Source organism: Actinoplanes sp. NPDC051851 (genome assembly GCF_040681165.1).
In the GTDB taxonomy this organism is placed as follows: domain Bacteria; phylum Actinomycetota; class Actinomycetes; order Mycobacteriales; family Micromonosporaceae; genus Actinoplanes.
Genome location: NZ_JBFAYF010000010.1, coordinates 105,514 through 132,094, shown reverse-complemented (window position 1 = coordinate 132,094; position 26,581 = coordinate 105,514). Strand labels below are relative to the sequence as shown.

The window sequence follows — 26,581 nt, the reverse complement described above, 5'->3', positions numbered from 1 at the left end:
ACACGGACCACGGCTCTGAGCTGGTCAGAAGGAGGCAGGCATGGGATGGCGACCGGAGTATCCGCGACTGCGCCCGGCACGCCGTCCGGCCGGGCATCAGCCCCGGGCGCCGCGCTGGACCGTCGGTTATCCGGCCCCTTTCACGGCCGTCGTCGCCGATTATCTGGCGGTGCAGGTGCCCTCGGTGGCCGCCGCCGACGAGTTCCGGTCCCTGCTCGGCCGGGCCGGCGAGCCCGCCGCGCCCGAGTCGTCCGAACTGCTGACCACGGTCGACGCCGAGGGCCTGCTCAACGTCGTGCACCTCGGCTACTGGACCGACGCCGCGCAGCACGCCCGCTGGGTGGAGCGCTCGGCGCCCGGCCGGTGGTTCCGGAGCCTCGACCCAGCGGTGATCGATTTCGGCGCCTGGCACGAGGTGATCCGGGTGGCCCCGGACCGCGCCGAGATGATCTTCTCGGATCCGCGGCGGCCGTTCGGCTACGCGGCCTGTCCGGGAATGACCATCGACGAGATGACCACGAACGGCTACTACGGCGCGGCCCGCGACCGGCTGCCGATCTCCGCTGTGGACGATCTCGACGCCCCCGCGCCGCACCTGCGGCACCGCGAACCGGCCCCGTCCCGTGGCGCCCGGCTGCGCGCGGTGACCGGGCTGAACACCGCGGTGATCCGCAGCGGCCAGCACTGGGAGCGGGCCGAGGGCGACCAGCTGGACGACTACCTCACCGAGCTGCAACCCAAGCTCGATCGGGGGATGGACCACCTGGCCGGGCATCGGGACGCCACCGGGACGATGTCGCTGCGGGTGCTGACCAGCGTCGACCCGGCGACCCTGGCGCCGCGCCGGGAGACCTCCACGCTCGCCTACTTCCACAGCCTGCGCGATCTGGAGGAGTGGGCGGAGAGCCACGCCACGCACGCCGCGATCTACGAGCACGCCATCGCCAAGAACCGGCAGTACGGCGCGGACCGGACGGTCACCACCTGGCACGAGGTCTTCGTGCTCCCGGAGAGCTCGTCCTACGAGTACGTCAACTGCCACCCCGGCACCGGGATCCTGGAGTACGCCACCAGCCGCTGGACGGTCCTCGATGACTGAGCCCGCCGAGCTGCGCAACCACGACCTGAACCTCTTCGTGGTCTTCGTCGCGCTGATGGAGGAGCGCAGCGTCACCCGCGCCGCGCTGCGCCTGCACATGAGCCAGGCCGCGGTCAGCGCCGCGCTGAGCCGGCTCCGCAAGATGCACGGCGACCAGCTCTTCGTCCGCGCTCCCGGCGGTGTCGCGCCGACGCTGCGCGCCCAGCGGATGTACGGCCCGATCCTGGAGGGCCTGCGCTCGTTCGAGGTGGCGATCGGCGGCGAACCGATCTTCGACCCGCACACCGACCGGTTCACCCTGCGGATCGGGATGTCCGACGACCTGGAGGCGGTGCTGATGCCCGAGGTGCTCAGCACCGTGCAGCCGCGCAGCCCCGGGCTCTCGCTCTACTGCGTGCAGACCACCCGGCTGCGGATGGCCGCCCTCCTCGAAGCCGGCGACGCCGATCTGGGCGTCTCCGCCTCCACCGCCTGGGGGAGTCAGTTCCGTTCGCGGGAGCTCTTCGAGTCCGGGTACGCCAGTGTCTACGACCCCCGGCTGGTCGGCCACGACGGCGCGCTCACCAAAGAGGAGTACCTGAGCCTGCCGCACATCATGATCTCGTACGACGGGACGCGCGGCATCGTCGACGACGCCCTGGAGGCGGAGGGGCTCTCCCGGAACCGGATCGCCTCGACCGCGCACTTCGCGATGGCGCCGTACCTGCTGACCCGGGTGGCGACCATCGCCACCATGCCCCGGCACGTGGCCCGGGTCTTCGGCCGGCACTTCGGGCTCGCGGTCTGCGAACCGCCCATCTACCTGCCGTCCTTCACCGTGTCCGTGGTCTGGCACCAGGCCCGCGACTTCGACCCCCGGGTGAAGTGGATGGTCCGCACCGTCGAGGACCTCGCCAAGAGCCTCGAACCAGCGAGGAGGACTGCATGACCCGCATCGCCGTGGCCCAGATCGGCTCGGTCGCGTTCGACGCGCCGGCCTCGGTCGCCAAGGCCGTGGACGCGATCGGGCGGGCCCGCGAGGGCGGCGCCGACCTGGTCGTCTTCCCGGAGGCGTACCTCGGCACCTACCCGAAGGGGCTGGCGTTCGGCAGCCCGGTCGGGCGGCGCACCGAGCTGGGCCGCGACGAGTTCGCCCGCTCCTGGGCGGCGGCGGTCGCGCTGGACGGGCCCGAGGTCGCCGCGATCGCCGCCGCGGCCCGCGAGCACCGGGTCTTCGTGGTGCTCGGCATCGTCGAGCGGGCCGGGCGGACCCTCTACTGCACGGTCGTGCTGATCGACGAGACCGGCTCCCGGGTGGGGCACCACCGCAAGGTGATGCCGACCGGCTCGGAGCGGCTGATCTGGGGCTTCGGCGACGGCTCGACGCTGCCCGTGGTGGCGAGCCCGGCCGGGCGGCTCGGCGCGGTGATCTGCTGGGAGAACTACATGCCGCTGATGCGCGCCGCGGTCTACGGCCAGGACGTGGAGATCTACTGCGCGCCGACCGCCGACGACCGCGAGTCCTGGCTCTCCACCATCCGGCACATCGCCCTGGAGGGCCGCTGCTACGTGATCTCCGCCTGCCAGGTGATGCGCCGCCGCGACTACCCCGACGACTACCAGGCGCTCTTCGGCCACGACCCGGACGACGTGCTGATGCGCGGCGGCAGCGCGGTCGTCGCCCCCACCGGCGAGGTGCTGGCCGGACCGGTCTTCGACGCGGAGACGCTGCTCTTCGCCGAGGTGGACCGGGCCGAGATCGTCCGGATGAGCCTGGACTTCGACGTGACCGGGCACTACGCCCGGCCCGACATCTTCTCGCTGACCGTCGACACGACGGCGAAGACACCGGTGCGCTACGCGGCCGCGGCGCCCGGCCCCGAAAGAGAAACCATCACATGAGAGGTACCCCTTGCAGACTGCACCGCGCCTCGGCGCCGCCGGCCTGGTGGCCGCGCTCCTGATCGGAACCGCCGGCTGTCAGTCCGGCTCCGCCGTGGCCGACGGGGACGGACCCGTCGACGTCGGCACCATCTACGACCTGAGCGGCTCGCTCAGCGCGATCGGCACCCCCAAGTCCGACGCCGCGAAGCTCGCCATCGAGGACATCAACGCCAGCGGCGGGGTGCTCGGGCGGCAGCTGAACCTGATCGGCTACGACGCCCAGTCCGACAACGCCAAGTACACCCAGTACGCCACCGCACTCGTGCAGAAGGACCAGGTCGCCGCCATCGACGCCGGCGTGACCAGCGCTTCCCGCGAGGCGATCCGGCCCATCGTGGACGCGGCCGGCATCCCCTACTTCTACGGCAACCTGTACGAGGGCGGGCTCTGCGACGGCAATGTCTTCGCCACGGGCTCCGTCCCGTCCCAGCAGTTGGCGCAGCTCGTGCCGTACGCGAAGAAGAATTTCGGAAGCAGTTTCACCATCCTCGCCGCCGACTACAACTTCGGGCACGACGAGGCGGCGTGGGCGCAGAAGTACATCGAGGAGAACGGCGGGACGGTCACCCGGACCGAGTACCTGCCGCTGGACCAGACCGACTTCGGCTCCACCCTGAACAACCTCCAGCAGGACAAGCCGTCGGTGGTGGTGTCGCTGCTGGTCGGCGGCGACCAGATGGCGTTCTACAAGCAGTTCGCCGCCGCCGGGCTGGGCGCCTCGACGCACATCATCACCCCGGTCTTCGGTGACGGGCAGGAACAGCTCTCGATCGGCGGCGCGGCCACCGAGGGCATCGTGATCGCCTACTCCTACCTCCAGGAACTCGACACCCCGGCGAACACCGCGTTCCTGGCGAAGTGGCACGCGAAGTACGGCGACGACTACCCCTACGTCACCCCGTCGGCGGTCGCGGTCTGGAACGACTGGCACCTCTGGGCCGCCGCGGTCACCAAGGCCGGCACCTTCGACCGCGACAAGGTCATCGGCGCCCTGGAGTCCGGCGTCTCCTACGACGGCCCCGGCGGGAAGATCACCATCGACGGCGGGTCGCACCACGCGATCCAGAACGTCTACGTCGCCCAGGGGACGAAGGACGGCACGTTCAGCGTCCTGCAGAGCTACGACCAGGTGTCGCCTGCGTTCGAGCACTCCACCTGCGACCTGATCACCAAGCCGGACACCAACCAGCAGTTCAAGCCGTGACCGGAGGAGACGCTGTGCACTTCGATCATGTCGTCATCATCGGTACGTCGCTGTTGTACAGCGTCTCCCTGCTGGTCGTCGCCGCGCTGGGGCTCGCGCTCGCCTTCGGGATGATGCGCGTGGTCAACATGGCGCACGGCGAGCTGCTAATGCTCGGGGCGTACGTCAGCATCACGCTGGTGCACGCCGGGCTCGGGTTCTGGCTCACCGTGCCGGTCGCCGCGCTCGCCGTCGGTCTGCTCGGGATGGCCGTCGAGCGCCTCATCCTGCGGCGCCTCTACGGCCGGATCTGGGCGACCATGCTCGCCACCTGGGGACTCAGCCTTCTGCTGGTCGGTGCGGTTCAGTTCTTCTTCGGTACGACCACCGAAGGCATCGCCAACCCGCTCGGCACGGTGAAGGTCGGCGACTACACGGTGTCGGCCTACAACCTCGTCATGATCGGCGCGGCGGTCGTGATGATCGTCGCGACCTACCTGCTCTTCCACCGCACGCCGTTCGGGGCGACCGCCCGGGCCGCCGCCGCGCTGCCCGAGATGGCCTCGGCGCTCGGCGTCAACGTGGCCCGTACCAACATGATCTCGTTCGGTGTCGCCGCCGCGCTGGCCGGGCTGGGCGGCGCGCTGCTCGCCCCGGTCAGCGGGGTCGGCCCCAGCTTCGGGCAGGGCTACATCGGCCGGGCCTTCATGACCGTCGTGGTCGGTGGCGCCAGCCCGCTGCTCGGCACCACCAGCGCGGCGGCCCTGCTCGGCGGCGTCAACGCCGGCGTCTCCAACCTGGCCGGCCCGGTCCTCGGCACGGTCGCCCTGCTGCTCGTCTCGATGCTCGTACTCCGGTTCCTGCCGACCGGCCTGACCGGCCTCTGGAGGAGGTCCCGATGATCAGAATGCGCCCGGGGCTCACCGGCCCGCTCACCGTCGGCGCGGGTGCGCTGCTCGCGCTGACCCTCGCCCCCTACACCGCGCACAGCGTCACCCTCTGGGTGGTCTACGGCCTGCTCGCGCTCTCCTTCACCTTCGTCTGGGGGCACGGCGGGATCTTCAGTCTCGGTCAGGCCGCCTTCTTCGGCATCGGCGGTTACGCGTACGGCGTCGCCGGGATCAACCTGGTGCCGTCCACCGGCGAGTCGCTCTCGTCGCTGCTGATCGCCGCGCTGGTCGCCGCCGCGGTGGCCGCTCTGCTCGGCTACTTCGTCTTCTACGGCGACGTCGGGGACGTCTACCTCGCGGTGATCACCATCGCCACCACGCTGGTGCTGCTCACCTTCTTCGCCAGCACCTCGGACAGCACGTACCGGATCGGGAACGCGCTGCTCGGCGGCTACAACGGCATGGTCGGCATCCCGGGGCTGGTGCTCCCCGGCGGCCAGCGGCTCACCGCGAACGGCGTGCTCGCCGTGGTCGTGCTGATCGCCGGCGGGGTGGCGATCGGGATCGCGGTGCTGCTGCGCCGCCCGTTCGGCCGGGTGCTCGCCGGCATCCGGGAGAACGAGGTCCGCACCCAGCTGCTCGGGTACGAGGTCCGGGCCCGCAAGCTCGGCGCGTTCGTGATCGGCGGGTTCGTCGCCGGGCTGGCCGGTGCGCTCTACGCGGCCTGGGGCAACTTCATCAACCCGCAGGTCTTCTCGCTCCAGCAGGCCTCGCTGGTGGCGATCTGGACGCTGGTCGGGGGGCGGCGCTCGATTCCGGGCGCGTTCGCGGGTGCCTTCGCGGTGCAGGCGCTCTCCGACTACCTCGGCGGGGTGACCGAGGGCGCCGTCATCCCCGCGGTGCTCGGCGCCATCCTGCTGGTCGTGGTCCTCTTCCTGCCCGAGGGCGTGCTTCACCCGCTCCGGGAGAGGGTGCTCTCCGCCGTACGGAAAGGAACCGACCTTGATCTCGGGGTGGCCGAAAGTGATCCGGATCCGGAGGCGGCCTTCGGCCGGGACGCCACGCCTGCCTCGCGGGTGCGGACGGTCGACGTGCAGAAGCGGTTCGGTGGGCTGCGGGTGCTGCGCGGGGTGACGCTCGACGTCGCGCCGAACGAGGTGCGGACGGTGATCGGGCCGAACGGAGCGGGCAAGAGCACCTTCTTCGGGCTGCTCACCGGGCGGCACCGGCCGGACGCGGGGGAGATCCTGCTCGACGGCGTGCGGCTGAACCGGCTGCGACCCGAGAAGCGCGCCCGCCTCGGGCTCGGGATCAAGACCCAGGTGCCGAGCATCTACCCCGAGCTGAGTGTGGCGGAGAACGTCTGGATCGCCGCGTACGGCGCCGGACCGGACGCGGAGAAGCGCGTCGCGGAGGTCCTCGCGGGGCTGCGCCTGACCGGTAAGGCCCAGCTGCCGGCGGGCGCGCTCGCGCACGGCGAGCAGCAGTGGCTGGAGATCGGCATGGTGCTCGTCCGGCGGCCCCGGGTGGTGCTGCTCGACGAGCCGACCGCGGGCATGACCCGCGCCGAGACCAGCCGCTATGTGGAGTTGATCGCGGTGCTGGCGCGCTCGGCGACGGTCCTCGTGGTCGAGCACGACATGGAGTTCGTCCGCGACCTCGGCGCGCCGGTGACCATGCTGCACGAGGGCACCGTCTTCGCCGAGGGCAGCATCGCCGAGCTGCGCGCCGACGACCGGGTCCTCGACGTCTACCTGGGAAGGGCGAAGGCCGATGCTTGAGGTCGAGGGGCTGCACGCGGGCTACGGCCGGACCGCGGTGCTGCACGGGATGACGCTGAGCGTGCCGGCCGGCTCCCGGACGGCGGTGCTGGGCCGCAACGGCGTCGGCAAGAGCACCCTGCTCAAGACGCTGATCGGCCTCGTCCCGGCGACCGGCGGGCGGATCCTGGTGGACGGCGCCGACGTGACCGGGCACCCCGCGCACCGGCGGGCCCGCTCCGGCATCGCCTACGTGCCGCAGGGGCGGGACATCTTCCCCGACCTCTCCGTGCTCGACAACCTGCGGGTGGCGGACCGGACCGGGCGCCTGGAGCAGGTGTTCGACGAGTTCCCGGTGCTCCGCGAGAAGCGGCACGCCGCCGGGGGCAGCCTCTCCGGCGGGCAGCAGCAGATCCTGGCGCTCGGGCGGGCGCTGATGACCGGGCCGCGGCTGCTGCTGCTCGACGAGCCGTCCGAGGGGATCCAGCCGTCGATCGTCGACCAGATCGCGGGCGCGGTCCGGCGGATGAACGACGAGCACGGGCTCACCGTCCTGCTCGTCGAGCAGAACCTGGAGTTCGCCGCCGGGGTCTGCGACCGTGCCCTGATCGTGGACAAGGGCGAGGTGGTCCGGTCGGTGCGCACCGCGGACCTGCTGGCCGATCGCGACATGCAACACGAGTACCTGGGCGTTTAGGAGGATTGGTCATGGAGCTTCAACCACCCGGACCCGAGGAGATCGGCCGGATCGCGCAGCGGCACGGTCTCGGGCTCTCCGACACCGACATCGCCGCCTTCACCTCGGTGATCGGCGGCCTGCTGGGGTCGTACGCGGTCGTCGACGGGCTCTCGGTCACCAAGGACGTCCCGGCCCGTGCTTCTGGCCGCCGTCCTTCCGCCACGGAGGACCCGCTCAACGCCTGGTACTGGAAGGCGACCGTGCCGGGTGCGCCGGACGGGCCCCTGGCCGGGCGATCCATCGCGGTCAAGGACAACATCGCGGTGGCCGGGCTGCCGATGATGAACGGCTGTTCCCTCCTGGAGGGATACGTTCCGGAGTACGACGCCACCGTGGTGAGCCGGGTGCTCGCCGCCGGCGCGACGATCACCGGCAAGGCGGCCTGCGAGGACCTCTGCCTCTCCGGCGGGAGCCACACCTGCCGGACCGGGCCGATGCGCAACCCGTGGGACCCGTCGCGCGCCGCGGGCGGATCCTCCGGGGGCAGCGCGATCCTCGTCGCCACCGGGGAGGTGGACCTCGCGCTCGGCGGTGACCAGGGCGGGTCGATCCGGATCCCGGCGAGCTGGTGCGGGGTGGTCGGGCACAAGCCGACGTACGGGCTGGTGCCGTACACCGGGGCGGCGCCGATCGAGTTCACCCTGGACCATCTCGGGCCGATCGCGCGGACCGTGGGCGACGTGGCGCTGCTGCTGGACGCGATCGCCGGGCCGGACCCGCTCGACGCCCGGCAGCGCGGTGGCCCGCTGCCGGTGCCGTACGCGTCCGCGCTGGAGACGCCGGTCGAGGGGCTGCGGATCGGGGTGCTGGAGGAGGGCTTCGCCGGTGCCGAACCCGGTGTCGACCGGGCCGTCCGGGCCGCGGCGGCCGCTCTGGCGGCGGCGGGCGCGAGCGTCGCTCCCGTGTCGGTGCCGGGGCACGCCGACGGCATCCACGTCTGGAGCGCGATCGCCACCGAGGGCGCGGCCGCCCAGATGGTGAACGGCAACGGCTACGGGACCGGCCACGGCGGGTTCCACTCCGCGTCCTACCTGACCCATTTCGGCCAGGCACGGGCCACCCGCGGCGCCGAGCTCTCGCCGACCGTGAAGATCACCCTGCTGCTGGGGGAGTACCTGGCCGAGCGGTACCACGGCGCCTGGTACGCGGCGGCGCAGAACGCGGTGCCGGTGCTGACCGCCGCCTACGACGAGGCTCTCACCGAGGTGGACGCGCTGGTCCTGCCCACGCTGCCGATGGTGGCGACGCCGCTGCCCGCCCCGGGCGCACCCCTCGCCGAGGTACAGCGCCGCGCCCAGGAGATGCTCGGCAACACCGCCCCGTTCGACGTCACCGGCCACCCGGCGACCACCGTCCCCTGCGGCCTGGCGGACGGCCTGCCGGTCGGCTTGATGATCGTCGCCCGCCGCGGCGACGACCTGACGGCGCTGCGGGTGGCCCGCGCCTACGAGCGCCTGGTGGACGGCTTCCCCCGGCCGGTCCCGTTGCCGGATCCGGACGCGGATGGCACGACGATGTCCGGAAGACGGTAACCGCGGCGGGACGGCGTACCGGGAGACTGGGCTCCTTCGAGTGCTGAGGGAGAGCGCGTGGGTGCGATGGAGGAAGCCAGGGCGGCCGTGGTCGAGGCCGGGCTGCGGCTGATCAGTGACGGTCTCGTCGAGGGGACCGCGGGCAACGTCAGCGTGCGGTTCGGCGATCGGGTGGCGATCTCGCCCTCCTCCATCCCGTACCACCTGGTCCGGCCGGAGGACGTGGCGGTGCTCGACCTCGACGGGAACCTGATCGGGGAGCCCGGCACCGCCGAACCGTCCAGTGAGACCGGGCTGCACCTGGGTGTCTACCGGCAGACCGGCGCGCGGGCCGTGGTGCACCACCACGGGATCCGCAGCGTGAGCGTCTCCACCGTGGTCGACGAGCTGCCGCCGCTGCACTACTACGTGGTCCGGCTGGGCGGGGCGCCGCGGGTCGCGCCGTACGCGCTCTACGGCAGCGAGAAGCTGGCCCGCGCGGTGGCGGCCGCGCTCGACGGGCGCAGCGCCGCGCTGATGCAGAACCACGGCGCGGTGACCTATGGCGGCTCGCTGGACGAGGCGTTCGAGCGGGCCCGGTTGCTCGAATGGCTCTGCGACCTCTACCTGCGCGCCACCGCTGTCGGGCGGCCACGGGTGCTGACCGATGAGGAGCTGGCCGAGGTCGCCGCCGCGTTCGCGACGGGGTACGCCCGATGACCGCCCGGGTGGTCTGTCTCGGACCGCACATCGTGGACGTCCTGGTACGACCGGTCGGCGTGATCCCTCCCGGACAGGGCGGTGCGCTCGTCGACGACATCCGGATCACCGCGGCGGGGACGGCGGCGGGGACCGCGGTCGACCTGGCCAAGCTCGGCGCCCGGGTGACCTCGGTCGGCGCGATCGGCGACGACACCAGCGGGCGGCTGCTGCGGATGCTCCTGGAGGAGTACGGCATCGACACCTCGCGGCTGGTGGTCCGGGCCGGTGGGCGTACCTCGGCGACCGTGCTGCCGATCCGGGAGAACGGGGAGCGGCCCTCGCTGCACCTGCCCGGCGTCACCGCGACCCTGACCGCCGCGGACGTCGACCCGGCGCTGGTCGCGGAGGCGGACTTCCTGCACCTGGGCGGTCCGGACGTGCTCGGCGGGTTCACCGCGGCGGCGGTGCCGGGGCTGCTGCGGCACGCCCGGGAGAGCGGGACGACCACCACGCTCGACCTGCTGAGCGGGCCGGAGAGCCCGGACTTCCTCGGCGACGCCTGGCAGTACGTCGACTACTTCCTGCCCAACGAGGACCAGCTGCGGGTGCTGACCGGCCGCGACGACCTGCGCGAGGCGGCCGGGGTGATGCGCGACCGCGGCGTCGGCACGGTGATCGTCACGATGGGCGGGGACGGTTCGCTGGTCGTCGGCGACAGCGCCGACGGCGAGGGCGTGGCCGAGCGGATCCCGGCGTTCCGCTGTGCGGTGGTCGACACCACCGGCTGCGGGGACGCCTTCGTCGCGGGCCTGATCACCGGCCTGCACCAGGGGCGGGACGTGGTGAACGCGGCCCGGCTCGGCACCGCGGCCGCCGCGCAGGTCGCCCAGGGCCTCGGCTCCGACGCCGGGATCGTGGACCTGGCCGGGACGCTCGACTTCTGGGCCGCGCGGGCGGACGAAGTCGGGGCCTCCCCGCGATGATCCGGGATACGCTCCCCGCGAGGGGAGGGGCAGTGCACCGCACCAGGAACCACGTGCGTGACCTCGCCGCCGCGGTGCACCGCCAGCAGGACGCGATCGGCGCGCGGTTCGCTCCCCGGCTGCGCGAGGTGGTCCCGGAGTACTACGCCGTTGCGGCCAGCGACTTCCAGGCCGCGGGCTGGGAGGCGCTCTCGGCCGTGATCGAGGACGCGCTGCTGGCGATGACCGATGATCCGGCCGTCGCCGGGCTGCCCCGGGAGGTCGTCGCCGAGTCGGCAGCGGCCGCCCGCAACGGGCTCTCCTGGGAGTCGCTGGACCGCAGCTACCGCCTGACTCATCAGGTGCTCTGGGAAACCGTGATCACCGAACTGGCCGCGCTGAAGCTGGCGCGCGCCGACGACTCGCTGGTGCTGCGGGCGGTCTCGGACCGGCTCTTCACCTACTTCGACCGGTTGTCGACGGGCGCGGGCGAGGTGTACGCCCGGGTCCGGCTGGAGCAGCGCGACGAGCGTGACCAGCGGATCCGCCGGCTGGTCGAGCAGGTGCTGGACGGGGTCGCGGTGCCCGAGGCCGAGCTGGGCTACCGCCTGGCCGGTACGCACGTCGCCGTGGTCGCCCGGGGTGCCGAGAACCTGCGCGACACCGTCGCGGCGGCCTGCCGGACGCTGGGCGCCGCGTCGTTGATCGTCCAGGCGGGTGAGGGCGAGACCTGGGCGTGGCTGGCGATCGTGGCAGGTCAGGACGCCGAAGCGGTGCGGGGGACCTTCGCCGGGCTCGGTGCCGGGCGGTTCGCGCTGGGTGCGCCGGCGGGCGGGCGGGACGGGTTCGCGGCCGGCCACCGGCAGGCGCGGCTCGCCGCCTCGCTCTGGGCGCGCAAGCTGGTCGCGCCGGTGGACGCGGTGGTCGCCTACGAGGACGTGGCGCTGCTCGCCGTCGCGCTGGAGAACGAGAGCACGGCGCGGGCCTTCGCCGATCACGAACTGCGCCGCCTGAACGGGGCGGACGCGCGCAGCGCCGAGCTTCGGGAGACCCTCGTGGTCTATGCGCGAGCGGGACTCAACGCCCAGGTCGCCGCCCGTACCCTGGGAATCGCGGAACGAACGGTCCGGCACCGCCTCGCGAAGCTGGAGGAGACGCTGGGCGCGGCTTTCCGCTCCCGGATGCCGGAGCTGGTTCTGGCGGTGAGCCTGCACGAGGCGGCGGCGACGCAGCGCCGTGCCCTCGAGGCCCACCAGAGCGACGGTCAGCGATGAGCCGCCACCCGGGTCAGGAAGCGCTCGACCAGGACCATCTGGTGTTCGGGCGTCATCCGCTCCGGGGCGATGATCGCCTCGATGGAGAGCGACTCGATCAGCGCGAAGATCTCGTCGACGATCAGCCCGGGGTCCTCGTCCGCGGCGATCTCACCGGTGCGCTGCGCGGCGGTCACGAAGCCCTCCCAGAACGCCCGCGACTCCGTGTTGGACGTACTGCGGATCCGGCGCAGCTGCGGGTTGCCGACGGCCTGGCCCAGGAAGCTGACGTCCACCTGTGCTTCGAGGAGACGCTCGGCGTCCAGCGGCAGGGCCTCCATCATGGCCAGACGCAGCGCGTCGACACCGGTGCGGCCCTGCGTGACCCGCAGGATCCGGTCGCTGGCCCGGGAGAACGCCAGCAGGTGGGCCTGGACGAGGATGTCCTCCTTGTTCTGGAAGTAGTGCTGGATCGCCCCGATGGAGTAGCCGGCCTCGTCGGCGATCCGCCGGGTCGTGGCGGCGTCCAGGCCCTCCCGGCCGATGAGCCGCCAGACGGCGCCGAGCACCTCTTGCCGGCGCTCCTCGTGATCGACGATCTTGGGCATCGGGCTCCTCGTCCGTAGGGGTCTGGGCAGGTATTCAACCAGGTCAGTTCACCGGAGCTTAATGGCTCCGCAAATTATTCCGTACGTATGAAATAAATCCTGTACTCAGTACCGTACCGCCGAGGAGACACCGTGACGAACACCCCTGTTGACCGCGCCCTCCGCGCCCGCGCCGCCAAGGTCATCCCTGGTGGCATGTACGGCCACATGACCGCCGACGAGCGGACCATGCCCCCGTCCTTCCCGCAGTTCTGGGAGCGCGGCGAGGGTGCGCACACCTGGGACGTGGACGGCAACCGCTTCATCGACTACTTCTGCGCGTTCGGCCCGATGCTGCTCGGTCACCGGAACCCCGTCGTCGAGGCGGCCGCCGCCGAGCAGGCCCGCGCCGGTGACACGCTCTCCGGGCCGTCGGCGCGGATGGTCGAGTTCGCCGAGCTGCTGACCGGGACCGTGGCGCACGCCGAGTGGGCGATGTTCGCCAAGAACGGCACCGACGCGACGTCGGCCGCGGTCCGGGTGGCCCGCGCGTCGACCGGCCGGACCAAGCTGCTCAAGGCCGCCGTCGCGTACCACGGCGCCAACGACTGGTTCACGCCGAAGACCGTCGGCACCACGCCGCAGGACCGGCTGAACATCGTCGAGTTCGACTACAACGACATCGCGTCGATGGAGAAGGCCGCCGCCGAGCACGACGGCGACGTCGCCGCGATCATCCTGACCCCGTTCCGGCACGACGCGTTCGTCGCGCAGGAGTTGGTCGACCCGGCGTTCGCGAAGGCCGCCCGGGAGCTCGCCACCCGGATCGGCGCGGCGCTGATCCTCGACGAGGTGCGCACCGGGCTCCGGCTCGACGTGCGCGGCGCGTGGGAGTCGCTCGGCGTCCGGCCGGACCTCACCGCGTACTCCAAGGCCCTCGCCAACGGGCACGCGATCGCCGCGGTGGTCGGCGTCGACGGCCTGCGCCCGGCGGCCGCGGACATCTACGTGACCGGCTCGTTCTGGTACTCCGCGGTCCCGATGGCCGCCGGCATCGCCACCGTCCGTACCGCCGCGGAGATCGACGCGCCCGAGCTGATGCGCGTCGCCGGGGAGCGGCTGAAGGCCGGTCTCGAAGCGCAGGGCGCCGCCGCCGGGATGCCGCTGCGGCTGACCGGGCCGGTGCAGATGCCGCTGCTGGGCTTCGAGGACGACCCGGAGCTGAAGAAGGCCTTCGCGTTCACCGGTGAGGCCGCCAAGCGCGGGGTGCTGCTGCACCCCTGGCACAACATGTTCCTCTCCACGGCGCACACCGCCGAGGTCATCGACGACACCCTCGCGCGCACCGGCGAGGCCTTCGCCGCGCTCAACTCCTGATCATTTCGATTCTCCTTCGATTCTCCGGAGACGCCCGATGAGATTCACCCTTCCCGTACGGATGGTCGCGGTGGCCACGGCCGCGCTGCTCGCCGTCGCCGCCTGCTCGTCGACCGGACCCGCCACCGAGGCGCGGACCGGGATCATCCTCGGTCGCTCGATGGACGTGACCACCCTCGACATCTCCCGCTCGCTCTGCGACACCTGCCAGATCTACAACTCGGCGGTCTACGAGACGCTGATCCACGCCAGCCCGGACGACGGCAGCCTGGAGCCGCTGCTCGCCTCCTCGTGGAAGGCGAACACGGACAACACCGAGTTCACCTTCACCCTCCGCGACGACGCGGTCTTCTCGGACGGCTCGCCGGTCGAGGCGAAGGACGTCGCGTGGTCCTGGGAGCGGCTGCAGAACCTGGGCGGCTCGCCGAGCTACTTCATGTCCGGGGTGAAGAGCGTCGAGGCGCCCGACGCACACACCGTCGTGGTCACCACGTCCGCGCCGAACTCGGCCTTCTTCAACATCGTGACCGCCAGCTACATGGGCGTGATCAACTCCGACGTGGCGAGCGAGAACGGGGCCACCGCGGACAAGGACGCCGCGAAGACCGACCAGGCCGAGCAGTGGTTCATGGCCAACTCGGCCGGCTCGGGGCAGTACCAGCTGGGGTCGTACGCGGAGGGCTCGCAGTTGGTTCTGAAGGCGAACCCGAACTACTGGGGGACGAAGCCCAACTTCACCGACGTGACGTTCAAGCAGGTCGCCGACTCGTCGGCGCAGCTGCAGCAGCTCCAGCAGGGTGACATCGACGTCGCCATGCAGCTCAGCTTCGACGCCCTGGACCAGATCAAGTCGGACGCGAACATCACCAGCTCGGTGGTGCCGTCCTACAACTTCGTCTACGTCGGGCTCGCGCCGGGCGCTCCGGGCGGTGCGGCGCTCAAGAACGTCAAGGTGCGCGAGGCGTTCCGCAAGGCGATCGACTACGACGCGGTGATCGACGCGACCGTGGCCGGGCAGGGCGAGAAGCAGTCCACCGCCATTCCCAACGGCTTCGAGGGTACGGACGGACTCACGCTGCCGGAGTACGACCCGGACGGCGCGAAGGCGCTGCTCGCCGAGGCGGGCTACGCCGACGGGCTGAAGCTCGAGGCGACGTACCCGAACTTCACCATCTACGGCGTCAACTTCACCACGATGTTCCAGTCGATCCAGCAGAGCCTGAAGGCCTCCGGCATCGAGCTGACCCTGCACCCGCTGGAGTACACCGCCTGGGCCACCCTGATGGGCGGCGACGGCGCGGCGGTGACCAGCGTCTACTTCGCCCCGGACCACCCGGACACCATCCAGTACGTGCAGTACTTCGGCATGATCGAGGGCTCCTCCTGGCTGGCCCGCTCCGGCACCGGCGTCAGCGCCGAGGAGACCTCGCTGGCCGCGAAGGCGCTCACCCAGACCGGCGACGCGCGGACCGCGACCTACAACGCGCTCGGCAAGGCGATGTACGACGACCAGATCATCCTGCCGATCGTGAACCCGAAGTACCTGCTGGCCAGCTCGGCCGACGTGACCGGGAACAACTACGACATCACCCGCAACCTCGACCTCAGCCGGCTGAGCTTCAAGTCATGATCCGCTTCATCCTGCGGCGCCTCGCGGTGATGCCCCTGCTGCTCTGGGGCATCGTCACGATCGCGTTCCTGCTCTCGCACGCGGTGGGGGACAGCCCGCTGGTCTCCATCGTGGGCGAGCGCAACCTCAACAACGCCGAGATCGTCCAGGCGGCGACCGAGCGCTGGGGACTCGACAAGAGCCTCTTCGAGCAGTACGTGACGTACGTCGTCAACCTGCTGCACGGCGATCTCGGCACGTCGTTCCGGACCAAGTCGGCGGTCGGCTCGGACCTCGCCACCCGGCTGCCGGCCACCCTGGAACTGGCGCTGTTCGCCCTGGTCATCGCGGTGGTCCTGGGCACCCTGCTGGGCGTCCTGGCGGCGCGCAACCGGGGCCGGGCCGGTGACGCGGCGGTCCGGGTGCTCGCCCTCGCGGGGTCGTCGCTGCCGGTGTTCTGGGTGGGGCTGATCTTCCTGTCCGTCTTCTACGCCCGGCTCGGCGTCGCGCCGAGCCCGGGCCGGCTCTCGCCCCGGGTGATCCCGCCGCCCGAGGTGACCGGGATGTACACCGTCGACGCGCTGCTGCACGGCGACTGGCCGCTCTTCGTGGACGCGTTCTCGCACCTGGTGATGCCGGCGTTCATCATGAGCCTGGCGCTGCTCGGCACGGTGATCCGGATCGTCCGGGCACAGATGCTGGAAGAGCAGACCGCCGATTACGTACGCACGGCGCGTGCCAAGGGCCTGTCCCAGGGGCAGGTGCTCAACCGGCACGTCCTCAAGAACGCGGTCACCCCGGTGATCACCATCGTCGGCGTCTCGATCGGCATGCTGATCATGGGCGCGGTGCTGATCGAGACGATCTTCTCGTGGAACGGGATCGGCACCTACGCCGTGGAGTCCTCGCGCTCGCTGGACTTCCCGGCCATCACCGGCGTCTGCCTGCTCGGCGGCTGCATCTTCCTGGTCTCGAACCTGCTGACCGACATCGCGTACGCGGTGGTCGACCCCCGAGTGAGGCTCTCATGATCAGCCGGGTCCGCCCGTTCCTCACCCCCGGCGTGGTCGGCGGCGGGATCGTGATCGTGCTCTGGATCCTGGTGATCTGCTTCGCCGGGGTGCTGGCGCCGCACGACGCGTTCGCCGCCTCCGGCGCCCGGCTCCAGGCCCCGTCGCTCGGGCACCTCTTCGGCACCGACGCGCTCGGCCGCGACGTCTTCACCCGGGTGCTCTACGGCGCCCGGCAGTCGCTGCCGATGGCGGTGCTGGCGATCGCGATCTCGGCGCTGGCCGGCAGCCTGATCGGGGCGCTGGCCGGCTTCTTCGGCGGCGTGCTCGACGCGGTGCTGATGCGGCTCGCCGACATCACCATGGCGTTCCCGTCGATCCTGCTGGCGATGGCGGTCGCCGCCGCGCTCGGCCCCGGGCTCACCAACGCGTTCCTGGCCATCGTGGTGGTCTGGTGGCCGATCTACGCCCGGCTGGTCCGCGGGCAGATCCTGTCGATCCGGGAACGCGAGCACGTCACCGCGGCCCGGGCGATCGGGATGGGCCGGCTGGCCACCCTGCGCAAGCACGTGCTGCCGCATGCGCTCACCCCGGTCCTGGTCAGCGCCACCATGGACCTCGGCATGATCATCATCCTGGTCGCCTCGCTGAGCTTCCTCGGGCTCGGCGCGCTGCCGCCCTCCCCGGAGTGGGGCGCCATGATCACCGAGGGCTCGGCGAACTTCTACCAGTGGTGGATCGCCGCCGGACCGGGCCTCGCCATCGTCTCGGTCGTCCTCGCGATCAACTTCCTCGGCGACGGCCTGCGCGACGTCCTCGACGTGAAGGGCCGCGAACGATGACCTCTTCCCAGGAGACTGCTGCGACCATGAAACCCCTGCTCGAGATCGACGGCCTCTCCGTCACCTTCCGGACCCGCAACGGCGACCTCCTTGCGGTACGGGACGCTTCGCTCAGCGTGCTGCCCGGCCAGACGGTGGCGATCGTCGGCGAGTCCGGCTCCGGCAAGTCGACGCTGACCACGGCGCTGAACCGGCTGCTCGCCCCGAACGGCCGGGTCTCCGCGGGCTCGGTCACCTTCGACGGGCAGGACCTGCTGGCCCTCTCCGAGCGGGAGATGACCGGCATCCGCGGCCGCCGGATCGGCCTGGTCCCGCAGGACCCGATGTCGAACCTCAACCCGCTGCTGCCGATCGGCCGGCAGATCGCCGAGGTCTTCCGGGTGCACAAGGTCGCGAACGGGAAGGAAGCCCGGGCCCGTTCCCTGGAACTGCTCAGCCTGGTCGGCATCCCGGAGCCGGAGCGCCGGTACCGGCAGTACCCGCACGAGTTCTCCGGCGGCATGCGGCAGCGTGTGCTGATCGCGATGGGCCTGGCCTGCCGTCCCGCGCTGCTCATCGCCGACGAGCCCACCTCGGCCCTCGACGTCACGGTCCAGAAGATCATCCTGGACGAGCTGGCCGCGCTCACCGCATCGATGGGCACCACGGTGCTGATGGTCACCCACGACCTGGCGCTCGCCGCCGAACGCGCCGACCACGTGGTGGTGATGAATCGCGGTCAGATCGTCGAGTCCGGGCCCGCGGCGACCGTGCTGAACGAGCCGGCCGACGACTACACCAAGCGCCTGATCTCCGCGGCGCCGAGCCTGTCGACCGGCTCGTTGGTCGCGCCCGCCGACCCGGAGACCAAGAGCCGTCCGGTCATGGAGGTGGTCGCGCTCAGTAAGCAGTACGCCGTACGCAAAGGTGCTCTGGGAAGGTCTTCGCTCTTCACCGCCGTCGACGAAGTGTCCTTCAGGGTCCCGCCGGGCCAGACCGTCGGCATCGTCGGGGAGAGCGGCTCGGGCAAGTCCACCACGGCGAAGATGCTGCTCATGCTGGAGAAGAGCACGTCCGGCGACATCCTTTTCGACAACCGCAACGTGAGCGGGATCAAGGGGGCCGACCTGCTCGCCTTCCGGCGCCGGGTCCAGCCGGTGTTCCAGAACCCGTACGCGTCGCTCGACTCGCGCTACACGATCGGTGACGCCATCCGGGAGCCACTCGACGTGCACAGGGTCGGCACGCCGGCGGAACGCGACGAACGCGTGGCGGCGCTGCTCACCCAGGTCGCCCTCGACCCGTCGCTGGCCGGCCGGTACCCGCACGAGCTCTCCGGCGGTCAGCGGCAGCGGGTGGCGATCGCCCGGGCGCTGGCCCTGGAGCCCGAGGTGGTGATCCTCGACGAGGCGGTGTCGGCCCTGGACGTCGTGGTCCAGGCCCAGATCCTCGACCTGCTGGTCGACCTGCAGAAGCGGCTGGGCCTCAGCTACGTCTTCATCAGCCACGACCTGGCGGTGGTCCGCATGCTCTGCCACCAGGTCCACGTGATGAAGAGCGGCCGCATCGTGGAGAGCGGCACCCCGGAGGAGATCTTCGACCACCCCCAGCACACCTACACCCGCGAACTACTCGCCGCCATCCCCTCCGGCGACCACACCGAAGAGCCGTGAGCCTCAGGGGTGTGTCAGGGATCCGTGATCGTCCATCCATCCGCCTCGGCCACCCGGGCCGTGGCGTCGGAGATCAGTTGGTATCCCGCAGATCCCTCGTCGGCCCACAGCGACCACCGAGCGTAGAGCGAGATCGATAGGATTCCCAGATCATTTGTTACGGACAGCTCGATCGGTGACTCCAGGACAGGGCCCCGGGGGCCGGCGATCGAGCATCCTAGATCGTCATGGTCGACCGGATACTGAGTCGATCCCCTGTTGTAGAACAGCGTCAGCGTGTCGCCGAGGTCACCGGACCATTCGGCGGGTATGCGTACCGATGTGTTCCGGAAGGTTATTTCCGTCCAGTCGGTATGTTCGTTCGGGGCACATTCTTGACTCAGTAGACCGTCTATCCATGAGATGATCGATTCCTCGGTTATCTCGGTGGTCGAGTCAAACTCCTCGTCCTCCCATGAGGGTTGTATCGTCATGCCGGGTGGTATTCGGCTCGCGCCAAGCCCGCGAAATCGGTACTTCGGTGCGGTGGCGGTAGGAAATCCGGTTTCGGTATTTCGGCAGCAGAGTGACAGCTCGGCGGAGAGTGGAGTGCACAGGCCGCGGATCAGGGAGAAAGTGGCCGATAGTGCCGTTCGAGCCGCAGGCATGCCGAATTCAGTGCCGTCCGGTGGCTCTGTCTCGATCCGGAACAGCCGACCGGGGAAGCTGCGCTCGCTGGCCTCTATCATTTCTTCCTCGCTTCCGTTCGTGTCCAGTTCGAGCCCTGCCGGTTGAATTCAGTGGCGTAACCTGATTTCCTGTCGATCAGCGTCACGCGGTCGAGTAAGCCGGAGTTCTTGATTTCTGGAATACTGTCTCGAACGTCATCGAACAGGTTCCCGCTCCGGGTGTGCCTACCGCCCCGGCTGAACACGTTCACGGTCCCATCGGGAGAGAAGTCCCGACTTGTTCTCGAATCCTTCCGTGTGTATCCGACGGGAAGTTCCATCTCTATGGTAATGTCCTTTTGGCCGGGAATCGGGTCGTCATCCTTAATGCGGCTTGCGACTTTGTCCGCGGCGTGTCTGATGCTCAGCTTCAGGTCCGGTGCGTCGGCGAATGCTTTCTCGATTGTTCTCACCTCCACGCTTCGTTCCACTCGGCCGTCCGGGGCTTCCACCCTTATGTCAAATTCCCGCATGCGCTCGTTCGTGGTGCCTGGACGTATCCCGGTTTCCGCGTCCACGCCCACCCGGATGATCCGGTCGGGGTATTCCGACGCGAGCCGGTTCGCCTCTCGGAGTTCGGCGATCGTGTCTTGAAACTCGTTCGGGCCCTTGCGGTCGTGTTTGTCGATCCACACGGAGAGGTCTTGCACGCCGGCCTTTTCTGCTGCGACCAGTTCCTTGAGGGCTTCGTCCTCCAAGGAGCGCCTGTCTGCCGAAGCGACGGCGGTGGGATCGGGCGGGGGAGCGCGGTCGGTGCCGGTGAGCCTCGACATGTGGCTGCGCCTCAGTTCGGCTGCGGTTCTCGTGTCCGGAGCGCGGGTGGCGTCGTCGGCCGACGTGGCTGCTGCGGCGGTGCCGTCCGGGTTGTTCGGCTGGTCGGGGGCCGGGTCGGAGGGTTCGGGTTCGTACGGGTTCTCGCCCATCGACGTCACCTCCTATGCCGGGATGAGGAAGCGGAGCAGCCAGGTGTCGTCCTCGAAGTCGTCCTCGATGAGGGCCCGGATCCGGGTGTTCCAGTCGGGCGACCCGAAAGTGGTGCCGACGGCCCTCTCCAGGGGCGTGGGGTCCCGGGAGCCGAGCGCGACGGTTCGCCGTGGCCCCGGGTCGGCGAGGTCGTGGTCGAGCCACGTGGTGACCGCGGCGGCCTGGTCGCCCACCGTCGTGCCGGGGATGGTCCGGCGGGTCTCCCGCTCCCACCCGGCGGAGCGCGGGTGGCGGGGCGCTGCGCCGTCGGTGCGGGCGGCCTCGGTGAGTTCGTCGCTGATGAGCTGCCATCGGTACGGGCGGGCGAGGTACTCCGGCTCCTCCACCGCGCAGCGGAACTCGTCGTTCAGGTAGCCGTGCGCCACGTCGAGCAGGTGCCGCGCGGTGGCCTCCGGACCGGCGTGGTCACCGAGCACGGTGGACCGGCTCCGGACCGCCTCGTCGACGGCCTGGGAGAGCGCGCAGTCTCGCAGACGGGTGGGCACGAGCAGCAACTGCCGGAGCCGGTGGGCCCGGGGGATCGGCGCGGGGCCGCCGGCGAGGTGCCCGAGGGTGGCCAGCTCGGCCCAGGCGGCGAGCCACGGTTCGTCCTCGAGCAGGTGCTGGGCGGTGCGCATCTCGCGCAGGGTGCAGGCGGTGGTGGCGCACTTCGGGCCGCAGGTCGGGCTGCGGCGGGCGATCACGGCGGTGGCGTTCGCGGTGGGGGTGCGGCCGCCGCGTTCGCGAGGGGAGCCGTCGGGCATTCCGGTGAGGACGGGCTGGTCCATGCCGTCGGTGAAGACGGCGGCGGTGCCCGGGGGCAGGGTGACCAGGTAGGCGGACTGGGTGTCGGTGAGGTTGGCCGTGGCGCCGACCGCCTCGCGGTCGTCGGCGGCGGGCAGGCGGTGGATGATTTTGACGGCGGTGTTCTTGATGACGTCGGGGATCAGCTTGCCGGGGATCTGCTCGGCGATGATGAGGCCTTCGCCGTACGCGCGGATCTCGGCGAGGAGGGCGGCGAAGAGTTCGACGGCGTGCGACGCCGGGCCGCGCTCCTCGGTGCGCCGCAGCAGGCGGTGGGCCTCTTCGAAGACGCTGAGGTGGCGCAGCCCGAGGGTGAGCAGTTCCGGGTTGCGGCGGGTCTCCACCCGTAGGTGTTCGGTGAGCTGGATGAGCAGGCCGCCCATCAGGAAGGCCTTGTCGCGGTCGTCGCCGACGTCCTCGATCTCGAAGACGACGTTGTGGCGCATCAGGGCGGCCAGGTCCAGGGGGTGGCCGCCCTCGAAGAAGCCGCCGGTGGTGCCGAGGCGCAGGCTGGCGAGGCGGACGCGGATGAAGCCCCGGACGTTGGCGGTGATCTCCTTGCCGTAGCCGATCCGGTCGATGACCTGTTCGGCGGTGTGCTGGAGGTCGCCGAGGGTGGGGTATCGGGGTCGGTGGCCGGGGGTGCGGGGTTCACCGAGGGCCAGGTCCCAGCCGAGGTCCTGGTAGCAGCGGCTGAGCGCGGCGCTGAGGACCTGGGGGAAGGGTTCGTCGGCCTCGAAGGCGGCGAGGAACAGCGACCTGGTCAGGTCGAGATGGGTCTGCAGGGGGAAGCCGTCGGCGGGCCGGAGCGGGTTGAAGCCGGCCGGTGGGGTGCCGGGGTCGCCGGGGCGGATGGTGATGACCCTGTCGCCGCCGATGCGGTCGGCCATCCGGCGGTACTCGGCCTTGGCGGGTTCGACGACCAGCCAGGGCAGGCCCTGGGCGGACGCGGATTCCAGCAGGTTGCGGACGGTCTGGGATTTCCCGGCCCCGGTGGCGCCGCAGACGAAGGTGTGGCGGTTGAGGCTGCTTCGGGGGATGTCGAGCGGGCCGACCGGGGAGAGGGCGCGGTCGAGGACGGCGCCGAGGCGGACGGCCGGGCCGTCGTGGCCGGCGGTCTCCGGGGTGACGTCGAAGTCGGGGCGGGTCGCCGTCCGCAGGCCCGGCACCTCGTCGAGCGGGACGGCGGCGAGCGCCGCGAGCAGCGCCGAGCTGCCCAGCACCGGGGTGTCCGGTGTGTCCTCGGCGGCCAGCATGTCGTCCAGGTCGCCGGCGACGGCTGCGGGCATCAGGGCGTACGGCAGGTGGGTCAGGTCGGCCGAGGCGCAGAGCAGGCCGGCCACCGCGGCGGCGGACGCGGGCGAGTCGCCGCCGGCCAGCAGGTGGATGCGCCACATGCCGGTGGACCGGCCCTGCTGGAGCTCCCGGTGGCGGCGTTGCAGCCGGGCCGTGGCGATCGCGTGCTCGGGGGACTGGGCGTGCGACCGGGCCTGCCGCTCCTCCGCGGCGATCATCCGGGTGGCGGTGGCCAGGCCGGCGGCGGTTTCCGGTACGGCGAGGACGAACCAGCTGAACGGGCCCTGCCAGACGTGCAGCAGGCCCTCGTCGAGGTTCGGGCGCGGCACCCCGGGCTCCGGCGCGCCGTCCTCGGCGAGCAGGCCGTCGGTGAGCCCGGCGACGCGGGTCCAGGCGGGCACCGCGCGCAGCCGTCCGGGCAGGTCACCCCCGGGATAGCGGTGGCCGACGGCGCCCGGCGGCACGGACATCGGGACACGCCCGCCGGGACCGGTGCGGCCGGTGACGCCGCCGGCCGCGAAGACCTCGACCGGCGCGCTCTCGGCGGCCCGGTGCCAGCCCAGGAGCAGCGGGGCGCCGCCGTGGTAGGCCGCGACGACGGCGGCGAGCCGTTGCCGGACGGCGCCGTCCGATGCGGAGTGCGGCCGCGGGCGGCGGGGCAGTTCGAGCACGCGGCCGATCGGCAGGCTCTCCAGCAGGGCGGCGAGCCCCGTCACGTCCGGCCGGGACAGGGTGTCGGGCACGCGGGTCATTCGGCGCGCACCTCCCGTTGCCTACGGTTATGGAGAGAGGCTTAATCTACTGTCGTACGTCAATGTAATGATTTTCCGGGGAGTCCCGGGAATCCGGCGAATAGCGGGTTTGCCGGGCCACGGAAAATGATGGCGAAAATCGTCGGCACCGGCCACTGTAGACCCAACTGAGCTGGTCGTGGAGGGAAGTCCCCCATGCGTGGTAGGGGCTTGCCGCCGGTGGGTGGGCCGCGGTTATCTAGTCGAGGCGCACAGTTCACGCATAGATGATCAAGACGCCAACAGCGCATTCCGGCATTTGGCCTGTAGGGCGCCGGGTGCGGGGCTCATGTGATGAAAAACGGTCGGCGGTTCAACACCCGCGAGGTTCGGGCCGCCTTTTCCGGCGCCGGGTGCGTTGTTTTCGCGTACGTCCGGAGCAAGCCGCCGGCGAGACGGCCGGGGCGACCGGCGTCAGGTTCTCCATGGACAGACTGAGCAGGGGATGGGCTGGTTTCCGGTCAGTCGCCGCGGGCACTGTGGTGGTGACGAGTATCCGGGTCAGGGGAAGGGAATCTGTGCGCGAGTCGCGGGACGGCAGGCGAGTGGTGGTGACCGGGGTCGGCGTGCTGGCGGCGTGCGGTGTCGGGGCGGAGGCCTTCTGGAATGGGCTTTCCCGGACACCGGAGGATGCGGTGGCGCGGCGCGTGGAGGACTTCGACGCCTCGGTGATCGGGCTGTCACGGGTGGAGCTGAGACGCCTGGACCGGTTCGCCCAGATGGCCCTGGTCGCCGCCGACGAGGCGATCACCGACGCGGGTCTCGGCGACGAGGACGGCGACGGCACCGGCGTCCTGATCGGATCGGGGATCGGCGGGGCGTACTCGTGGGAGGAGCAGGTCCGGACGCTGGACGCCAAGGGCGCGCGCCGGGTCTCCCCGCTCACCATCCCGATGGTCATGCCGAACGCGGCGGCCGGGGCGGTGTCGCAGCGCTGGGGGCTGACCGGGCCGTGCGAGACCATCTCGACGGCCTGCGCCACCGGAACCCAGTCGATCGCGGGGGCGGCGCGGTGGATCGCCTCCGGCCGTGCGGACGTGGTGCTGGCCGGCGGCACCGAGTCGTGCCTGACCGGGGTGAACCTGGCCGGGTTCGGGAACATGCGGGCGCTCTCGCCGACCGGGACGAGCCGCCCGTTCGCGGCCGGGCGGGACGGGTTCTGCGCCGCCGAGGGTGCCGGCGTGCTGGTGCTGGAGGAGCGGTCGCGGGCGGTGGCCCGGGGAGCCCGGATCTACGCCGAGATCGTCGGCACCGGGTCGACGGCGGACGCGTACCACCTGACGGCTCCGGCGCCCGAGGGCCGCGGGGCCGCGGCGGCGATGCGGGAGGCGCTCGCCGACGGGGGAGTGGCCCCGGAACAGGTGACCCACGTCAACGCGCACGGCACCGGTACGGCCCTGAACGACGCGGCCGAGGCGGAGGCGATCGCGGCCGTCTTCGGTCCGTCGGGCCCGGCGGTGACGTCGATCAAGGGGGTGACCGGGCATTCGCTGGGCGCGGCGGGGGCGATCGAGGCGGCCGCGGTGGCGTTGACGTACCTGCACCGGACGCTGCCCCCGACCATGGGTTCCGGCGCGGCCGACCCGGCCCTGAAGATCGACCTGGTCACGGCCCCGCGCCCGTGGGAGCCGGCACACGTCATGTCGAACTCGTTCGCGTTCGGCGGCCACAACGCGACCCTGCTCTTCGCCCCGGCCTGACCCGCCGCGGCTCTTGGCCGGCCCTGAGGGGTGTCTCGGAGGGCTCGGGGCACCCTTCAGGGCCGGCCGTGTTCTTCTGGCTGGTGGTGCGGGGTGTCTCGGAGGGCTCGGGGCACCCCTCAGGGCCAGCCGGCTCGTGCGGGCTGGCGTTGAGGTCGGGAATGGCGCCGCGGTGCCGTGACTCAGCGCCGGCTGGCCGGGGCGCGGCCGGGGCCGGGCGTCAGGCGGGGGACCAGGCGGACCAGGGTGACCATGGCGAGCAGCTCGACCAGGGTCTGGGTGACCACGGCCAGCGGGGCGATCGCGAGCGACGGCGGGAGCGCCAGCGCCAGCGGCAGGACGACCAGCGAGTTCCGCGTCGCGGAGGAGAACATCACCGCTCGGGTGCCCGGGACGTCCAGTCCGGCCAGTCGTCCCGCGAGGCGGCCGACCGGGACGGCGACGGCCACGAAGACGGCGTAGAGCGGCACCAGCCGGACCAGGTGGAGAGCCTCGGATCCGACCGCCGCGATCTGGGAGCCGATCACCACGGCGAGCGTCGCCATCATCAGCGGCACCATCGCCCCGGCCATCGCGGACTCCACCGACCGCCACGGCGATGCCGGCGTCACGGCACCCCACCTCTGCACCAGTGCCGCGCAGCCCAAGGGGAGCGCGATGAGCAGCAGGAACGCGGCGAGGAACGGCTGTACCGAGACCGCCCCGAGCGCCTCCCGGCCCGCGAACAGGAACAGATAGACGGGGAGCAGCAACGTCTGGGCGGCCATCAACAGTGGCGTGGCGGCCAGCAACCGCGCCCGGTCGCCGCCCGCCAGGCCGGTGAAGACGATCACGTAGTCGATGCATGGTGCGAGCAGCACCAGCAGCGCGCCGAGCATCAATCCCCGGTCATGGGCTAGGAAAAGCGACAAGACCCATGAAACCACCGGCATGACCAGGAAGTTGGTCGTCAGGACGGTGGTGAGGAAGCGTACGTCGCGGAGGCCGCGCCCGACCGACGCCAGTGGCACCCCGAGGAACGTGGCGAAGAGCAGCAGCCCCAGCACCGGGTTGATCGCGTGTTCCAGGGCCGGCGCGGCACCCGGAGCGGCGAGCCCCACGACCGCGCCGACGGCGATCGCGGCCAGGTAGAGCGGGATCTGCCGCCGATCCCACCACTCGACAGCGTGCTGCATGAGAGGACCCTCGAGGAGAAGGGTGGCGCCGGGACCGGCGCCACCC

General features: G+C 71.2%; 22 protein-coding genes. 17 read left to right on the top strand and 5 right to left on the bottom strand.

Translation table 11 applies throughout. The annotated features are described in order from the left end of the window. The first annotated feature begins 40 nt into the window (after positions 1-40). The 11 genes from AB0M08_RS13175 to AB0M08_RS13125 all read left to right on the top strand — a co-directional run bounded on the left by AB0M08_RS13175 (position 41) and on the right by AB0M08_RS13125 (position 12,043). Positions 41-1,099, top strand: a complete 1,059-nt coding sequence (locus tag AB0M08_RS13175) for a phenylacetaldoxime dehydratase family protein (protein WP_364492322.1) — start codon at positions 41-43, stop codon at positions 1,097-1,099. After that, positions 1,092-2,027, top strand: coding sequence for a LysR family transcriptional regulator (locus AB0M08_RS13170; RefSeq protein WP_364492321.1), 936 nt, complete (start codon positions 1,092-1,094; stop codon positions 2,025-2,027). The genes AB0M08_RS13175 and AB0M08_RS13170 overlap by 8 nt, the downstream gene beginning before the upstream one ends. Continuing rightward, positions 2,024-2,980 (top strand): carbon-nitrogen hydrolase family protein, encoded by a 957-nt coding sequence (locus AB0M08_RS13165; protein ID WP_364492320.1) that lies wholly within the window; start codon positions 2,024-2,026, stop codon positions 2,978-2,980. Before AB0M08_RS13170 ends, AB0M08_RS13165 begins: the two co-directional genes overlap by 4 nt. Positions 2,981-2,990: 10 nt before the next feature. After that, complete coding sequence (locus AB0M08_RS13160) at positions 2,991-4,226, top strand: ABC transporter substrate-binding protein (RefSeq protein ID WP_364492319.1); 1,236 nt, start codon at positions 2,991-2,993, stop codon at positions 4,224-4,226. Between the two features lie 14 nt (positions 4,227-4,240). Beyond that, positions 4,241-5,107: a hypothetical protein gene (locus AB0M08_RS13155; protein WP_364492318.1), complete on the top strand. Its 867-nt coding sequence runs from the start codon at positions 4,241-4,243 to the stop codon at positions 5,105-5,107. Continuing rightward, positions 5,104-6,876, top strand: coding sequence for an ATP-binding cassette domain-containing protein (locus AB0M08_RS13150; protein WP_364492317.1), 1,773 nt, complete (start codon positions 5,104-5,106; stop codon positions 6,874-6,876). Before AB0M08_RS13155 ends, AB0M08_RS13150 begins: the two co-directional genes overlap by 4 nt. After that, positions 6,869-7,552 carry an ABC transporter ATP-binding protein gene (locus tag AB0M08_RS13145; protein ID WP_364492316.1) on the top strand — a complete coding sequence of 228 codons (684 nt, stop codon included), beginning with the start codon at positions 6,869-6,871 and terminating at the stop codon, positions 7,550-7,552. Before AB0M08_RS13150 ends, AB0M08_RS13145 begins: the two co-directional genes overlap by 8 nt. An 11-nt stretch (positions 7,553-7,563) precedes the next feature. Further along, a complete protein-coding gene (locus tag AB0M08_RS13140) occupies positions 7,564-9,126 on the top strand; it encodes an amidase (RefSeq protein ID WP_364492315.1) in 1,563 nt (520 codons plus the stop codon). Positions 9,127-9,192: 66 nt separating this feature from the next. Further along, the gene (locus AB0M08_RS13135; protein ID WP_364492407.1) at positions 9,193-9,825 is read left to right on the top strand and encodes a class II aldolase/adducin family protein; all 633 of its coding nucleotides are present in this window, start codon (positions 9,193-9,195) and stop codon (positions 9,823-9,825) included. Then, positions 9,822-10,790 carry a carbohydrate kinase family protein gene (locus AB0M08_RS13130; protein WP_364492314.1) on the top strand — a complete coding sequence of 323 codons (969 nt, stop codon included), beginning with the start codon at positions 9,822-9,824 and terminating at the stop codon, positions 10,788-10,790. Before AB0M08_RS13135 ends, AB0M08_RS13130 begins: the two co-directional genes overlap by 4 nt. A gap of 32 nt (positions 10,791-10,822) precedes the next feature. Further along, complete coding sequence (locus AB0M08_RS13125; protein WP_364492313.1) at positions 10,823-12,043, top strand: helix-turn-helix domain-containing protein; 1,221 nt, start codon at positions 10,823-10,825, stop codon at positions 12,041-12,043. Here AB0M08_RS13125 and AB0M08_RS13120 read toward each other — a convergent pair. After that, a complete protein-coding gene (locus AB0M08_RS13120) occupies positions 12,034-12,630 on the bottom strand; it encodes a TetR/AcrR family transcriptional regulator (RefSeq protein ID WP_364492312.1) in 597 nt (198 codons plus the stop codon). The two genes, AB0M08_RS13125 and AB0M08_RS13120, sit on opposite strands and share 10 nt — an antisense overlap. A 132-nt stretch (positions 12,631-12,762) precedes the next feature. On the opposite strand from AB0M08_RS13120, the gene AB0M08_RS13115 reads away from it, so the two are divergent. Genes AB0M08_RS13115 through AB0M08_RS13095 form a run of 5 tightly spaced genes read left to right on the top strand, consistent with a single transcriptional unit; the run spans position 12,763 to position 19,099 of the window. Continuing rightward, on the top strand, positions 12,763-13,986 hold the full coding sequence (locus AB0M08_RS13115) for an aminotransferase class III-fold pyridoxal phosphate-dependent enzyme (protein ID WP_364492311.1): 1,224 nt from the start codon (positions 12,763-12,765) through the stop codon (positions 13,984-13,986). Positions 13,987-14,023: 37 nt separating this feature from the next. Next, entirely contained in the window at positions 14,024-15,616 is a 1,593-nt protein-coding gene (locus AB0M08_RS13110) for an ABC transporter substrate-binding protein (protein ID WP_364492310.1), read from the top strand. Further along, positions 15,613-16,626, top strand: a complete 1,014-nt coding sequence (locus AB0M08_RS13105) for an ABC transporter permease (RefSeq protein ID WP_364492309.1) — start codon at positions 15,613-15,615, stop codon at positions 16,624-16,626. Before AB0M08_RS13110 ends, AB0M08_RS13105 begins: the two co-directional genes overlap by 4 nt. Beyond that, positions 16,623-17,447: an ABC transporter permease gene (locus AB0M08_RS13100; RefSeq protein WP_364492308.1), complete on the top strand. Its 825-nt coding sequence runs from the start codon at positions 16,623-16,625 to the stop codon at positions 17,445-17,447. The genes AB0M08_RS13105 and AB0M08_RS13100 overlap by 4 nt, the downstream gene beginning before the upstream one ends. A gap of 26 nt (positions 17,448-17,473) precedes the next feature. Next, positions 17,474-19,099: an ABC transporter ATP-binding protein gene (locus tag AB0M08_RS13095; protein ID WP_364492307.1), complete on the top strand. Its 1,626-nt coding sequence runs from the start codon at positions 17,474-17,476 to the stop codon at positions 19,097-19,099. Positions 19,100-19,113: 14 nt separating this feature from the next. Here the strand turns inward: AB0M08_RS13095 and AB0M08_RS13090 are convergent, their stop codons facing one another. From AB0M08_RS13090 to AB0M08_RS13080, 3 genes are read right to left on the bottom strand one after another with little or no spacing between them, the layout of a single operon-like run. After that, positions 19,114-19,827 (bottom strand): hypothetical protein, encoded by a 714-nt coding sequence (locus AB0M08_RS13090; RefSeq protein WP_364492306.1) that lies wholly within the window; start codon positions 19,825-19,827, stop codon positions 19,114-19,116. Beyond that, positions 19,824-20,729, bottom strand: a complete 906-nt coding sequence (locus tag AB0M08_RS13085; protein WP_364492305.1) for a hypothetical protein — start codon at positions 20,727-20,729, stop codon at positions 19,824-19,826. Before AB0M08_RS13085 ends, AB0M08_RS13090 begins: the two co-directional genes overlap by 4 nt. A gap of 12 nt (positions 20,730-20,741) precedes the next feature. Continuing rightward, complete coding sequence (locus tag AB0M08_RS13080; RefSeq protein ID WP_364492304.1) at positions 20,742-23,621, bottom strand: ATP-binding protein; 2,880 nt, start codon at positions 23,619-23,621, stop codon at positions 20,742-20,744. Between the two features lie 524 nt (positions 23,622-24,145). Here AB0M08_RS13080 and AB0M08_RS13075 point away from each other — a divergent pair. Continuing rightward, positions 24,146-25,360, top strand: a complete 1,215-nt coding sequence (locus AB0M08_RS13075; RefSeq protein ID WP_364492303.1) for a beta-ketoacyl-ACP synthase II — start codon at positions 24,146-24,148, stop codon at positions 25,358-25,360. Positions 25,361-25,542: 182 nt separating this feature from the next. Here the strand turns inward: AB0M08_RS13075 and AB0M08_RS13070 are convergent, their stop codons facing one another. Continuing rightward, positions 25,543-26,535, bottom strand: a complete 993-nt coding sequence (locus AB0M08_RS13070) for an arsenic resistance protein (RefSeq protein ID WP_364492302.1) — start codon at positions 26,533-26,535, stop codon at positions 25,543-25,545. Positions 26,536-26,581 lie beyond the last annotated feature (46 nt).